The sequence below is a fragment of the Peribacillus sp. SIMBA_075 genome (assembly GCF_046534585.1).
In genome coordinates this window covers 13,447-27,522 of record NZ_JAWRYN010000030.1, presented here as the reverse complement: position 1 = coordinate 27,522, position 14,076 = coordinate 13,447, and the positions used below count along the sequence as shown (strand labels likewise).

General features: G+C 39.2%; 14 protein-coding genes. 8 read left to right on the top strand and 6 right to left on the bottom strand.

Translation table 11 applies throughout. The features are described 5' to 3' along the window. The first annotated feature begins 116 nt into the window (after nt 1-116). From SB775_RS19015 to arsC, 4 genes are all read left to right on the top strand, one after another. Nucleotides 117-1,532, top strand: a complete 1,416-nt coding sequence (locus SB775_RS19015) for a SpoVR family protein (protein WP_125163484.1) — start codon at nt 117-119, stop codon at nt 1,530-1,532. 305 nt (nt 1,533-1,837) lie between these two features. After that, the gene (locus SB775_RS19010; RefSeq protein ID WP_289320913.1) at nt 1,838-2,185 is read left to right on the top strand and encodes an ArsR/SmtB family transcription factor; all 348 of its coding nucleotides are present in this window, start codon (nt 1,838-1,840) and stop codon (nt 2,183-2,185) included. Between the two features lie 18 nt (nt 2,186-2,203). Further along, entirely contained in the window at nt 2,204-3,502 is a 1,299-nt protein-coding gene (locus tag SB775_RS19005) for an arsenic transporter (protein WP_410862773.1), read from the top strand. A gap of 33 nt (nt 3,503-3,535) precedes the next feature. Continuing rightward, entirely contained in the window at nt 3,536-3,955 is a 420-nt protein-coding gene (gene arsC, locus SB775_RS19000; RefSeq protein WP_377405300.1) for an arsenate reductase (thioredoxin), read from the top strand. 229 nt (nt 3,956-4,184) lie between these two features. Here arsC and SB775_RS18995 read toward each other — a convergent pair whose 3' ends face one another. Continuing rightward, entirely contained in the window at nt 4,185-4,982 is a 798-nt protein-coding gene (locus SB775_RS18995) for a SurA N-terminal domain-containing protein (RefSeq protein ID WP_410862771.1), read from the bottom strand. 579 nt (nt 4,983-5,561) lie between these two features. Between SB775_RS18995 and SB775_RS18990 the strand changes: the two genes are divergently transcribed. Beyond that, nucleotides 5,562-6,767: a metallophosphoesterase family protein gene (locus SB775_RS18990; RefSeq protein ID WP_089364473.1), complete on the top strand. Its 1,206-nt coding sequence runs from the start codon at nt 5,562-5,564 to the stop codon at nt 6,765-6,767. A 325-nt stretch (nt 6,768-7,092) separates the two neighbouring features. Here SB775_RS18990 and SB775_RS18985 read toward each other — a convergent pair whose 3' ends face one another. From SB775_RS18985 to SB775_RS18975, 3 genes are read right to left on the bottom strand one after another with little or no spacing between them, the layout of a single operon-like run. Beyond that, nucleotides 7,093-7,644 (bottom strand): TVP38/TMEM64 family protein, encoded by a 552-nt coding sequence (locus SB775_RS18985; RefSeq protein WP_410862769.1) that lies wholly within the window; start codon nt 7,642-7,644, stop codon nt 7,093-7,095. Nucleotide 7,645: 1 nt separating this feature from the next. Next, complete coding sequence (locus SB775_RS18980) at nt 7,646-8,320, bottom strand: response regulator transcription factor (protein ID WP_410862767.1); 675 nt, start codon at nt 8,318-8,320, stop codon at nt 7,646-7,648. Then, entirely contained in the window at nt 8,295-9,623 is a 1,329-nt protein-coding gene (locus SB775_RS18975; RefSeq protein WP_410862765.1) for a sensor histidine kinase, read from the bottom strand. The genes SB775_RS18980 and SB775_RS18975 overlap by 26 nt, the downstream gene beginning before the upstream one ends. Before the next feature lie 942 nt (nt 9,624-10,565). Here SB775_RS18975 and SB775_RS18970 point away from each other — a divergent pair. The 3 genes from SB775_RS18970 (at nt 10,566) to chrS (ending at nt 12,688) form a co-directional block, all read left to right on the top strand. Continuing rightward, nucleotides 10,566-11,300, top strand: coding sequence for a hypothetical protein (locus SB775_RS18970; protein ID WP_410862764.1), 735 nt, complete (start codon nt 10,566-10,568; stop codon nt 11,298-11,300). Next, the gene (locus SB775_RS18965; RefSeq protein ID WP_410862763.1) at nt 11,297-12,025 is read left to right on the top strand and encodes a hypothetical protein; all 729 of its coding nucleotides are present in this window, start codon (nt 11,297-11,299) and stop codon (nt 12,023-12,025) included. The genes SB775_RS18970 and SB775_RS18965 overlap by 4 nt, the downstream gene beginning before the upstream one ends. A 186-nt stretch (nt 12,026-12,211) precedes the next feature. After that, entirely contained in the window at nt 12,212-12,688 is a 477-nt protein-coding gene (gene chrS / locus SB775_RS18960) for a chromate efflux transcriptional regulator ChrS (protein ID WP_089364467.1), read from the top strand. A 34-nt stretch (nt 12,689-12,722) separates the two neighbouring features. Here chrS and chrA read toward each other — a convergent pair whose 3' ends face one another. Both chrA and chrB read right to left on the bottom strand, forming a co-directional pair. Continuing rightward, entirely contained in the window at nt 12,723-13,274 is a 552-nt protein-coding gene (gene chrA, locus SB775_RS18955) for a chromate efflux transporter ChrA (RefSeq protein ID WP_061461889.1), read from the bottom strand. Between the two features lie 29 nt (nt 13,275-13,303). Further along, nucleotides 13,304-13,861, bottom strand: coding sequence for a chromate efflux transporter ChrB (gene chrB, locus SB775_RS18950; protein ID WP_089364465.1), 558 nt, complete (start codon nt 13,859-13,861; stop codon nt 13,304-13,306). Nucleotides 13,862-14,076: the final 215 nt, after the last annotated feature.

The following is a 14,076-nucleotide window of genomic DNA, read 5'->3' as shown; positions in this document are numbered from 1 at the left end:
CATCTTCTTCATGGAGGTGTTTTTTTTATTATCGAGGATCTTTACTCATGATCACGGCATTTTTCCTCCTTTTTTTCATACATTAGTTTAAAGGCGGAAGACAAGGGGGATATCGGATGAATGGAGCGGAGCAAAAGGCTCTGGAATATGCCATTAGTGAAATTACAGAAATAGCAACTGGATTCGGGTTGGATTTTTACCCGATGCGTTATGAAATTTGCCCATCAGAAATCATTTATACATTTGGTGCCTATGGGATGCCGACCCGTTTTTCTCATTGGAGCTTTGGGAAGCAGTTTCATAAAATGAAGCTGCAGTATGACTTTGGATTAAGTAAGATCTACGAACTGGTCATTAACTCTAATCCTTGTTACGCTTTTCTGCTGGACTCCAATTCACTAGTACAAAATAAATTGATTGTCGCCCACGTTTTGGCCCATTGTGATTTTTTTAAGAATAATGTACGTTTCAATAATACTAAGAGAGATATGGTGGAAAGTATGTCGGCCACGGCAGAAAGAATCCGTGAATATGAAATCCTGCATGGCAAAAAGGAAGTGGAAACTTTCCTTGATGCACTTTTAGCCATTGAAGAACATATCGATCCGTCGCTGATGAGACCGAAGCTTGCCTGGACGATGGAAGATGAGGAAGAAGAAGAGGAAGCAAAACCTACAGCCACACAATACGATGATTTATGGAATCTTGATAATAAGGATAAACCGAAGAAATCCAACATTAAAAAAAGAAAAAAATTCCCGCCAAGGCCAGAAAAGGATATTATGCTTTTCATTGAACAGTACAGCAGGGACCTATCCGATTGGCAACGGGATATCATGACGATGATCAGGGAAGAGATGCTTTATTTCTGGCCGCAGCTGGAAACGAAAATCATGAATGAAGGCTGGGCATCCTACTGGCATCAACGCATAATTCGTGAATTGGATTTATCCTCAGGGGAAGCCATTGAGTTCGCAAAACTGAACGCAGGTGTCGTTCAGCCATCAAAGACCAGCATAAATCCTTATTATCTCGGATTGAAAGTGCTTGAAGATATTGAAGAACGCTATGATAATCCAACCGAAGAAATGATCAAGCTGGGTGTCAAGCCTGGATCTGGCCGGGAAAAGATGTTCGAAGTCAGGGAAATCGAATCGGATATTTCCTTTCTCCGCAATTATTTGACCAAAGACCTGGTCATGCGGGAGGATATGTATTTATTCCAAAAGCAGGGCAAGGATTACAAAATCGTCGATAAGGCATGGGAACAGGTTCGTGATCAACTCGTCAGTATGAGGGTTAACGGCGGATTCCCCTATATCACAGTAAATGATGGAGACTACATGCGTAATGGGGAACTTTACCTAAAACATTGGTATGAAGATATTGAACTGGATCTGAAATATCTCGAAAAAGTCATGCCATATATCCATCAGCTTTGGGGCCGCTCCGTGCATATGGAATCAGTCATGGAAGGAAAAGAAGTCATGTTTTCCTATGATGGAAAAAGTATTCACAGGAAATATTTATAAACAAAAAACTGCCGGTAACTCGGCAGTTTTTTTGTTTCGTATGATTCCTTCACGAATTGTCATACCCTCCAACTTCTCCTTTAGCTCTCCATAAACGATACTTTCTTAACAAAAATTCTATATTTGATTAACTGCTATTCGCTGAGCAAGAAGGGGACGTTTTTGGGTAGTCAAACCAGAGTAAAGTTATATTAAATAAGATGTATAGTTTTCACTTGAGTATATAAGAATATGCTTATATAATGATGAAGAATTGATTTCATATAAGCATATACTTATTTAACTATTGAATAAGGAGGGGCAGTATGCAAATGAATGAAGCTTTGGATTTGGAAACCACCGCAAACATACTTAAATTACTAGGTGATAAAACCCGTTTGACCATGGTTAAGATCATGTCTGAACATGAATGCTGTGTCTGTGAATTTGTGGACCTGTTCGAAATGAGCCAGCCAGCTATCAGCCAACATTTACGAAAGTTGAAAGATAGTGGAATCGTGAATGAAGAGAGAAGGGGACAATGGATTTTTTACTCGTTAAACAAAACATCCTCATATTATTCATTTATTCTAACGGTCATCGGGGATTTGCCAAGTCAAAACTTAAAATTAGAAGAATTAACAGCACAAGGAAAACGGATTTGTTGTGACTGACTAGGAGGTACAACTTAAGTGGGATCAGGTATTTTGGCAGTTATCATCTTTTTATTAACACTCATTCTCGTCATCTGGCAGCCAAAGGGACTGTCGATCGGATGGTCAGCTTGTGGCGGTGCGGTTTTGGCTTTACTTGTGGGAGTGGTGGATTTTGCGGATGTCATTGATGTGACATCGATTGTCTGGAACGCGACACTCGCCTTCATTGCCATCATCATCATCTCGCTCATTTTGGATGAGATAGGATTTTTTGAATGGGCAGCACTAAATATGGCTAGGGCAGCCAAGGGAAACGGAGTGAGGATGTTTGTTTATGTAAGTATTCTGGGTGCGCTTGTTGCTGCATTTTTTGCAAACGACGGAGCGGCCCTTATCCTTACACCAATTGTATTAGCGATGGTTCGTGCCTTGAAGTTTAGTGATAAAATGATTTTTCCATTTATCATCGCCAGTGGCTTTATTGCCGATACAACTTCATTACCTTTAGTGGTAAGCAATCTTGTAAACATAGTATCCGCAGACTTTTTCAGTATCAGTTTTGCCGGGTTTGCATCGAGAATGATTGTACCGGACATCTTTGCATTGGTAGCTAGCATCTTGGTTTTATATTTGTTTTTCCGTAAAAGCATTCCCAAGAATTATGATGTATCACAACTTAAGAAGCCAGTGGAAGCCATTCGGGATCAAAGAATGTTTCGATTGTCCTGGATTGTTCTGGGAATTTTGCTTATTGGTTATTTTTCAAGTGAATTCATTGGGATACCTGTATCCATCATTGCAGGCATCGTCGCCATTTTCTTCCTGATCATGGCTAGTAGGAGCCCGGCAGTCAACACGAAAACGGTTATTAAAGGCGCACCATGGGCAATCGTGTTTTTCTCGATTGGCATGTATGTTGTGGTTTACAGCCTGCGGAATGTTGGATTGACGAATGTATTAACGGATTTAATCCAAGTTACCGCCGATCAAGGATTATTTGCAGCAACGATTGGAATGGGCTTCATTGCCGCCATTCTCTCTTCGCTTATGAATAACATGCCAACCGTGATGATCGATGCACTTGCCATTTCCGATACCAATACTACCGGCGTTATCAAGGAAGCCCTTATATATGCAAATGTCATCGGTTCGGACTTGGGCCCGAAAATCACTCCGATCGGTTCTTTAGCTACATTGTTGTGGCTGCATGTACTATCGTTAAAAGGCGTGAAAATTTCATGGGGAACCTACTTTAAAACTGGAATCATCCTAACCATCCCAACATTGTTCATCACATTAGTTGGTTTATATATTTGGTTGCTCATCATACACTAAAGATTTACTCTACTCATGAAGGAGAGAAACAGCATGGCTAAAAAAACACTATACTTCTTATGTACTGGTAACTCTTGCAGAAGCCAAATGGCAGAGGCCTGGGGGAAGAAATATTTAGGTGAAGAATGGCAAGTGCTTAGTGCAGGGCTCGAAGCACACGGGTTAAATCCAAAGGCCGTAAAAGCAATGCATGAAGCGGGATTGGACATCACCAATCAAACATCAGATACCATCGACACTGACATATTAAATAATGCGGATTTTGTGGTTACTTTATGCGGCGATGCGGCAGACAAATGTCCAATGACGCCACCGCATGTTAAACGGGAACACTGGGGCTTTGATGATCCGGCAAAAGCGGAAGGAACTGATGAAGAAAAATGGGCTACCTTCCAACGTGTCCGTGATGAAATCAGAGAAAGAATCGAACGGTTCTCTAAAACGGGCGTATAAAAAATGAAAGGCCGTGAGTGATGATTGTCGATAAAAAAGTATAAATTGCTTGATTCATTTCATTTCATCAGCACTTTTCTTCAAAAGGATTTGAGTCAATTTACCAGAATAGGGGACGTTGTTGCAGTTTTGTTAGTAGGATGTCCATTAATCAAAAAAAACTGCTCCTCCAATTGTTAATGCTGTCTAACAATTGGGGTGCAGTTTAATTTGGCAGCTCGTTTAGTCATTAAATCTTAATATCGACCTTAGCATTTTTCTTAAGTTCTTCCACACGTTTCACAAGCATTTCTTGTTTCTTTTGCTGCTTTAGCTGTTCCTTGATTTGCGGCTTCATTTCTTCAAGTTTCTGTACCTTCTGCCCGCTTGCCTTAGCTTGCTTCGCATACTGGTCGTAGGACTTTTCAATTTCTTTGTCAGTTGGTTCATTCACTTTAATCTCTTTTTCAACATACTTCGTATATGGAATATTCTCTGCGATCTGAGCATTCAACATTTTTGAATTCAGGCCTGCCTTTTTCATCGCTTCCTTGAATTTCTCTTCATTTCCATATTGGTCTTTGATTTGGGCAAGTTGCTTTTCGATTTCAGCCTTGGAAGCTGTATAACCCTTTTTATCAGCAGCCTGAAGAAGCAATGTTTGCCCTACTAAAGAGTCGATCGTTTGCTTTTTAATTTGTTTGGCTCCCTCTTTTGATGTTGGGTCTTGTCCGAATTGCTGCATCTGCATTTGTGTCGTGGACAAAACGGTATTATATTCCGCACCTGAAATTTTTTCGTCATTGACGATGGCCACGGTTTTCTTTTCATCCACCTTTTGCTTGTCTAGTTCCTTCTGCATTTCTTCCATCTTTTTTTGCTGTTCCTCAGTTGCTTTAGCCGTTTCTTTCTCATTCTTGTTTTGCTGTTCCTCAGTTGTTTTAGTCTCTTTCCCGCCACTTTTTTTATCAGCTTCATCGTTCGAACCACAAGCTGTTAGAACAACTGCCAATAATCCAATAACGATTGGGTACAATAGTTTCTTCATATTCAGTCTCCTCTCGTATTCAGTGCTAAAAAAATCATCTAATGCGCATTATAAAGGAATTCCCCATTAAAACACAATATATTCATTCTTTTTTCCAGAAAACAGGAAGATAGTATAGGCATTTTCTCATTATATTCGGTATAAGATTCAAGGAAATGAACCAATTTACCCTGCATCGATTCAATAGCTGAAAAGAGATAGTCAGACTGGCATACACGACAAAAGGGAAAGCACATCGATCCATCCATAGCGGAGACAACCCTCTAATACCATATATCCCCGATGAATCAGTAAGGATTTTTTGATATCTTACACATTCCTTCCTCTATTGTTTTTTTACTTATCTTTCATATAACATTAATACCCCACTAATAATTTCATCTTATTATGAAGTAAGAACTGATCTTTATAGGGTGATTTTTGAAAAATGTAAGTTTGAAATCATATATATACAAATCCAATTTTTTGTTTACCATAATGGTTTTTTGAATTGGAACTACATAGTTAATTTGCTCACCATCGTATCGATAGCTTGATCCCTATAAAACAGTTACTAGGAAGAGAATGGGAGTTTTATTAATGAATAATCAAGAACCGCATGAAGGGTTGGATAGACGGAATTTTATCAAGATAGGAGGAATGAGTACACTTGCCTTAACACTTGGATTCTCTGGACTTTCAGATGATTTATTTAGCACTGTAGCACTGGCAGAAGAAAAAGATGGCATGGCTCTTCAATTTAATCGTAATGGAAAATTAAAAATCGTTCAATTTAATGATACACAAGATGATGAACGTATTGATCGTAGAACATTACAGCTTATGGAGAAAGTGCTTGATACAGAAAAACCTGATTTTGTTGTGATTAATGGAGACATTATTACGGGTGGATGCGATACATCTATGGAGATGAAGCAAGCCATTAACAATGTCGCACACCCTATGGAACAAAGAGGAATCAAGTGGGCCATTACCTTTGGAAATCATGATGAAGATTCTACCCCGAAGGGCGGTCTTAATGAGGAAGACATGCTTAAAATCTATCTTTCTTATAAATGCAATATGAACAAGCCTACCGTCGAAGGTATTACTGGGACAGGTAACATGAATTTACTTATAAAGGATTCAAAAGGAAAAAAGGCAGCTTTCAACCTCTGGCTTCTTGACAGTGGAAGATATGCGCCAAAAACCATTGCAGGTCAAGATTTCCAAGGATATCCGACTTGGGACTGGCTTCGTTTTAATCAGGTGAACTGGTATTATGAGACGTCAAAAAAATTAGAGGGAAAATGGAAGAGAAAAATTCCTTCACTCGCTTTCATCCATATTCCTCTGTGGGAACACAGATTTATGTGGTATGCGAGCGTAGATCAAAGAGCTGACTCCAATCATGAGGTAGCCGTTAAAAAGCATAATATAGTAGGAGAAAGAAATGAAGAAGAGTGTATGGGACCAATTAATGGGGGGCTGTTTTCAGCGATGCTGGAGAGAGGCGATGTCAAGGGCGTTTTTTGCGGTCATGATCATATAAACACTTATGTAGGTAATTATTACGGAATCCTGCTTGGTTATGCGGGCAGTACCGGGTTCGGCGCTTATGGTCTGCCGGGAGCTGAAAGGAACAGACTGCGCGGCGCCAGAGTATTTAATTTAGATGAAAATACAGCTGAGGTTCTAGTAGAAACGCACATGGTATTCGCAAAGGACTACGGGATCGATTTGACAGCTAATGATCAGAGTATTGATCCTGTGCCTCTAGAAAACAATAAGAAAGTAAAAATGTAAAGCGGTAAAGAGGTTTTAAGAACATTGATTGCATTTACTAGATTTTGTACAGAATTGTATATAAGGTAAATTTTACCGTTTGATTGATCGTTAAATAAAGTAGCAATTCTTTAATTTATATTTATAAGCTGAAAGCCGGGCGCATTTCTTGAATAACGAAATTATTGATTTATCCGTGTCAAATCATAATGTTGTAATACTACAAATAAGGATAGATAAAGCTGATTAGGTTCAATTTTTATCTATCCTTATATAATGTTTAACATTATTTATTTTAATGAAAATATAAAATAGTCTTCTTTTTACATGGTCTCCTACTATTTCATTACATTTCTTTTTTCTTACCCCTTTTAAAGTAATACAAGAGTGCGATGATCAAAATCAATAATACTAGAACAATCTTTACATCGTTTGAAGCCTTCATTGCTTGTGTCACCGAGTACGCCTCGACAAGGAGGGCAGGCAGTTTTCCGATGGATGTGGCGAGGAAGAAAATCATCACGCCCGTCTCGCTTAATGCTGCTGTAAGGTTGATCACGCCGGATGGTATAAAAGGTAGGATTCTAAGCATCAGAATCATCCAAAATGCATGGTAGCCTTGTGACTTTTGCAGCTGCATGACCCACCGGTTCTTCATGAATTTGGGTTTGAAAGTTTGAAAGCCCTTTCGATATAACCAAAAGCTGACTACTGCTCCGGCAATTTCTCCCATGTAAGAAAGGATCAATCCCTTTTCAAATCCAAATGCGGTGATATTGGCAGCCGTGATGAATACGCTTGGAATAAAACCAAGAACGCTAATCAATATGTTCAATACTAAACTTACAGCAATGAAAAAGGGTCCGCTGGTTGCTAATGCATCAGAAATGAAATCCATATCAATCCACAGAACTCCATTTATATCCGATGCCCCAGACCGTTTTCAAATGTTGGTCTACCGGAAAACCTGCATGGCGCAATTTCTCTCTAATATTGCGAATATGGGAATCGATTGTCCGATCTTCCGTATCCGTTTTAAATCCCCATATGGTCGAAAGTAGGTGATCCCTGGAATACACTTGGTCAGGGGATTTTAAAAACAAGCACAACATGGAAAACTCTTTTGGCGTTAATGGGATGGTTTTGGAATCATAATGCGCTTCATAAGCGGATTCATTTAAATGTATCCCCTTAAAGAACACACCTTGGTGATTATGTACTCTTCGTGTAACAGCTTCAATTCTGGCAAGTAAAACATCTTCATTAAAGGGTTTCGTTACATAATCGTCCGCACCCTTTTTCAACCCTTTCACCATTTCTTCTGCAGCATCCCGGGCGGTGAGCATGATTATGGGAATATTGGAAAACACCCGGATCCCTTCACATGTTTCCCATCCATCCATCTCAGGCATCATTACATCAAGAATGACAATGTCAGCATGTTCATGCTCTAAGAACAGTAAGGCTTCATGTCCAGATTTCATCTTAATGCAAGTATATCCGTGAGGTATAAGGTATAGCTCTATAAGATCAAGCATTCTCTGTTCATCATCGACCAGAACCACTGTCTTCATATTTTATCTCCTTAAATGTGATAATGAAGCACGTTCCTTGCTCCAAATTGCTTTTAACTGAAATGGTTCCACCTTGAACTTCCACTAATTGCTTGACGATGGAGAGCCCCAATCCGAATCCACCGGTATCTCTAGCGCGTGATTTCTCGACACGATATAATCGGTCAAAGATATGGGGTATATCTTCACTTGGAATGCCAACCCCTTGATCGATTATAGAGATGGAAATACTGCTAAGCGATTCAGTGGCTTGGATGGTAGTGACTGTATATTCGTTCGAGTACTTCAGTGCATTATCCAGCAGGTTAAGAATGACTTGCTCAAACCTTGAGGGATCAATATCTAAAAATAAATGATCCTTGCATACCAGGTGCAATTGAATTTTTTTATTTGTAAAAGCTGGTAACACTTTTTCATGAATGGTTTGCAGGAATGTAGAGAGCTGTACGGTTTCTTTTGAAATCGTAAATGTATTTACATCCATTCTAGCCAAATTGAATAGTTCGTCCAATAATCTGTTTAATCGTTGGGATTCATCATGGATGATCTCTAAGTATCTTGATCTTTCGGATGCATCCAATTCTTTTCGGCGGGCAATATCAGCGTAGCCCTTTATATAAGTTAGCGGCGTTCGCAGTTCATGAGAGATACTTGCCAAAAATTCATTGCGTTCCTTCTTTAAATAGTTCAATTCATTAGCCAAGCTTTGAATGGATTGGGCAAGTTCCCCAAGTTCATCATGAGATCGTACTGGTACAGCCACTGAAAAATTCCCTTTACTGAGTTTGGTGGTCGATTCTTTCATCGCAATAAGCGGTCTAGTCAAAGCTTTTGAAAGAAAATAAATGGTGATAATCATGAAGAAAAGGAGCAAAACAATTGCAAAGAGGAAATGTCTATTCAATTGAGCGATTAAATCCTCAACATCCCTCGTATCTTTGAACATATAGATATAGCCTTCATTTTTTTTATCACTGATAAATGGCGTAACGGTGGCTATATACCTTTCATCCTTCCAACTTGATTGGATGACGAGACCCTTTCGTGGTACTTGGGGAAGGTTTTTTTCTAAGATTTTTTTCATTCCCCCATTTACCTTTTCGGAAGATATCAGAATATCTCCTCTTGTATTCATTATCACGACATCTGTATCTGTATGTGATTCCATCAGGGCGATATGCTGAAGGGTTGAGTTTGAATAAGTGATTTCCAACACATCACGATGACTATTGCCACGGGCCTTCAGTGATTCCAATTCTTGATTGATACGGGAATGGATCACTTTATTATGTAAGTAAATCATGGAAACGGTTTCCATCAAAAAAATGCAAACAAAAATACATAGTCCCAACTTAAAGGAGATTTTCAAAATATTCACCTTCTTATTTGATGGAGTAAGTTTAGCAAAAAAGTATGAAGAAAGTATGCAGTTTTTTTCAATTTCTTCGCATCCTCTTAAACAACGATAATCCGAATGATGACAGGTTGCAAGAAGGACTTTAATGGACCCGAACCGCCATTTTTTTGTTTTGATATATGGACATGGGAATCAGTTTGTATTTTGGCATCCCTACAAATAACAAACGATGAATTTTTTTGTGCAAAATCTACTGGGGAATATATAACACTTTGGATAGTGACGGACCATTATCTTCCATGCTATCATTCATTATTTTTGGAATCGGTGAGAAACCTTCTACAGCAAGGGGAATTCGAGAGCCGAATTTTAGCAGAAGTTTGACAGCTTTTTCAGGTTCAAGGTTACCACGGAACAGGTTTGAATCAAATTTAAAAGAACGCGGCGAACCTTATTTTAATCACGTATTACTGCCGATAAAAATCGGCATTTTTTTATTTTAGTCTACACAAAATGTTTTGCGTATAGGAAACATTTTGTTGCGATTGAATACTATGTAAAAAAAGGAGCTGATTCATATGAGTTGTACAAACCGTACACAAAAAAAAATAATGGCTTATTCCGCAATATTCAAAAAAATGGGCATTCTCAATGATGAGGAATACAAAAATATCACGAAGACCTTTCAAACAAAGGATTGATGATGGGTACATTGATATTCATAAACTTTTATTTCGCATTAAACGGGCTGTAAAACCCCTGCCTTAAATTGATGAGGAGGGGGATTGCAGTCATACTTTATTGCCCTTTGGTTACAAAAAAAGGGATATATGGTATAGTTATGGGTTCGTGTGAAGGAAGTCGATTAAAAGGAGAGTATTAGATAGAATGAATGGAATATTTGACGCAGAAAAATATATGCATGCACCCTCTTTAATCCTTATTGCAATCAGTTGCATGCTGATTGGTATAGCATTTGCCATTATTTATAAAAAACAAGAAAGTCCTCCTAAGGCCTGGAAGGCTCTCGTTGTGTTTGTACTAGGAATGATCACTTTTAGTTTTACTATTAATCTATCAGATGAGGTGGTTAGTGTACCCATTATCCCTATAGGAGTTGCTCTCTTATCATGGTTATTGAGAAGGAAAGGAAATGAAAGGCGGTGGCAGAGATTCCGTCGATTTGCCTGGCTCGGATTCCTATGGAATTTCATCTTTTTGGGTGCTTCACTTTTAGCCATACCGCTGGATGAAATGATGTATCCTAAGGCTGACATATCTACATATATGATGGACATTAAAAGGGCTTCGCTGATGGCGACGCATCCGAACTCCAAAGAAGTCACTTTGAATAAAGAAGAGCTGGAAAGACAAATGAACAAGATGAAACAAAAAAAGATCGAGAGTGAATCTTGGTATTACGGAATCAATGAAGATAGCGGGTACAAAGAAATGTTCCCTTATATTTTGACAGGTACCGTTCCTAAAAAAGGAAGAGGTCTTGAAACAATCATTTTCATTGAAGAAGATGGAAAGGGTCTACTGATTACACCTAATAAAGGGCATCAGGTTTACTACAGGCTAGAGGAATCCATTTTGACTGGAGGTGCGATAGAAGGATGACTAAAAAAACAAAAATGATTGTTTTCATTACAGCTGTTATATCGATTGGAGGTATCCTTTTATTTGTTCGATTTCCAAAAAAGCCGGAACCCTTCATATCGGACAGACAAGTCATCGAACGAATAAACTCAACCTTCTCTGAGGCTCAGCCTAGGGTCATACAAGATCAAATATTTTTGGACAATACACATGTGTTTGTCCCCTTTATTAACGTAGATAATGGGTATGGGATGAGCTTTTGGGTCTGGAAGGGCAATAAATGGAGAGTGGCTTCTGTGGAAAATAGCGGTCAGCCACAGGTTTGGAATGGAGAAGAAAAATCTTTGATCATGTGGAATATGGATCCGAAAGATGGCATTTCCGAAATCAGGGTTTTTATGAAAAAAGATAGAGGTTTTATGGTATCGGATGGCATAGCTACCTATCAACCTGGAATAGAAATGATGCACAGCATTGTGCTTAATGGAAAAACGTACGGAGTCGGGAGGTATCCTGACAATTGGAGGGAGCTTATGGATCAGTATGTAAAACTTCAGGTAGAAGATCGGCAGAGTAACTTTCCTGAATTTAACAAACTGATACAGTTGGCTATAAATTTTTATGATAAGGATGGGAATGAGACATTTCCTGAGCACTATTTTAACGGAAATGGCTATATGACAGGAGATAACTTTGTGGATGTTCCTTTCCTTGTTCAAGCGGATGAGTTGGAGGGAGCCTATTGAAAAGGGGCTGCCAAAATTAGCTTGCCATTACACGTATCAGTTTTTATATATTTGGCTATTGATCATTCGTAAAATCCGCCGTTTTTATAATGGAGCTTAATTTTGAAAGTAAAAAGGAAGATTGTTGTGACCCGCTGGTATTCTCTGCGATAATGGAATAAAGAAATCGAAAAGGAGCTACGAAGGATGGCAGAGGACTTTAAGATTCCCAGCTTGAAAGTTGATGAGATCGATAAGAAAATCATATCGGTTTTACATGAAGATGCGCGAATTTCGTATACCGACTTAGCGAAGAAAGTGGAGCTCTCCAGGGTTGCGGTTCAAATGAGAATCAATCATCTTGTTGAAAACGATGTGATTGAGAGGTTCACTGCGGTCATAAATCCAGCTAAGGTCGGCATCCATGTTTCGGCATTCTTTAACGTTGAGGTTGAACCTAAATATCTGGAATCAGTCGCACAGCAATTAGAAAGTGAACCGGCTGTAACGAGTTTATATCATATGACCGGTCCGAGTAAACTCCATATGCACGGAATCTTTACTGATAACCAGGAGATGGAACGTTTTCTCAATCAGAAGCTGTATGCGGTCGTCGGTGTTGTCAGCGTTGATTGCCAAATTCTCATTAAACGTTATAAAAGCCGGATGGGCATGAAGCTTTAAATGAAAAAATCCCCCTATATAGGTGGATTTTTTATTATGTGAGCGGGATGATAAAGCCGCCGTACGCAAAGGCAAGTATGATTACGAAGGCGGGGTGGATCTTGAATTTACCTAGGGCCAAAAAGGCCAATCCAGCGATGACGATTGAATGGATGTAGCCGATGGAACCTACGGCATGCTCGGCCATATTCCAGGTGAGCAATAACATCATGATCGCGATCACGGGCTGTACAAGCAGGGACATGCCTTTTACGATAGGCGATTGCTTGTATTTTCGTAGGATTTTTAATAAATATATCAAAGCCACAGCTGAAGGGATGATTGTGCCTGCCAATGCGACTAGAAATCCTGGCCAGCCATATACATCATATCCGACATATGCGGCTATTTTCGTGGCGATCGGTCCTGGGAGTGAATTTCCTAACGCAAGCATTTGTGAGAACTCGGCATTATCAAGCCAGCCATAACGGGTGACGATTTGATCATACATAAGCGGAATCGAGGCTGGACCTCCGCCATAACCAAGAATATTGGCAATGAAAAACGCTAGAAAAACAGCAACTCCTATTGGGATAATAAGACCCATTAAGCGGATTCCTCCTTCCTATTAACCTTTTAATTTTTCAATCTTTCCTTTAATTTAAAATGGAACGCCCCATATAAAAGGAAAATCATAATGACGATACCCGGATGCAGGGAAATGACCTGCAGAAGCAAAAAGGAAATCGCAAAAAAGGTGATTCCGAGCATCTTTCCTAATCCTTTGACCGCCTTTTCGCCAAACTCATAAGCCATTTGACCAAGCATGACAGCAACAACCGGCATTACAGCAGCGATCATATTACTGATCATTGCCGAATTACTTAAAACATTAATGAATGCAATCAAGAAAACCATCGCAATGCATGAAGGTAAAACGTGAGCGGCCACGCTGACGATGGCTCCAGGCCAGCCTTTTAATTTATAACCAAGATATGCTGCCATCTTAGTGGCAATCGGTCCTGGGAGTGTATTGGCAATCGCCAAAGTGTCCCCGAATTCATCATCGTCGAGCCAGTGATAACGGGAAACTGCTTCATGGCGGATGAGCGGGATGACAGACGGCCCGCCGCCGAAACCTAATATCCCCGTTCTCATCATCCCAATCGTCAATTCCGTATATGGATTTTTCAAAACGATTCCTCCATGTTTTAAAATTTAGGGTTTATTTCCAGGATGATGAATTAATGATAACAAAAGTGCTTTCGAAATGTATAAAAAATTTTAATAATAATTACGTAACGAACGAAATAACTATCTTTTTTTAATAAAATAGGCTGATGAATTTAAAAAAACGCACTTTTTGTCTTGGAAACTAAAATTTGAATTACGTAATAAAAAGAAACAAG

Coding starts and splice junctions, on each gene's coding strand:
- chrS (WP_089364467.1), top strand. CDS start 12,212: ATGGCAGAGGACTTTAAGATTCCCAGCTTGAAAGTTGATGAGATCGAT.
- SB775_RS18970 (WP_410862764.1), top strand. CDS start 10,566: ATGAATGGAATATTTGACGCAGAAAAATATATGCATGCACCCTCTTTA.
- SB775_RS18980 (WP_410862767.1), bottom strand. CDS start 8,320: ATGAAGACAGTGGTTCTGGTCGATGATGAACAGAGAATGCTTGATCTT.
- arsC (WP_377405300.1), top strand. CDS start 3,536: ATGGCTAAAAAAACACTATACTTCTTATGTACTGGTAACTCTTGCAGA.
- SB775_RS18990 (WP_089364473.1), top strand. CDS start 5,562: ATGAATAATCAAGAACCGCATGAAGGGTTGGATAGACGGAATTTTATC.
- SB775_RS18965 (WP_410862763.1), top strand. CDS start 11,297: ATGACTAAAAAAACAAAAATGATTGTTTTCATTACAGCTGTTATATCG.
- SB775_RS19015 (WP_125163484.1), top strand. CDS start 117: ATGAATGGAGCGGAGCAAAAGGCTCTGGAATATGCCATTAGTGAAATT.
- SB775_RS18995 (WP_410862771.1), bottom strand. CDS start 4,982: ATGAAGAAACTATTGTACCCAATCGTTATTGGATTATTGGCAGTTGTT.
- chrA (WP_061461889.1), bottom strand. CDS start 13,274: ATGGGTCTTATTATCCCAATAGGAGTTGCTGTTTTTCTAGCGTTTTTC.
- SB775_RS18975 (WP_410862765.1), bottom strand. CDS start 9,623: ATGATTTACTTACATAATAAAGTGATCCATTCCCGTATCAATCAAGAA.
- SB775_RS18985 (WP_410862769.1), bottom strand. CDS start 7,644: ATGGATTTCATTTCTGATGCATTAGCAACCAGCGGACCCTTTTTCATT.
- SB775_RS19010 (WP_289320913.1), top strand. CDS start 1,838: ATGCAAATGAATGAAGCTTTGGATTTGGAAACCACCGCAAACATACTT.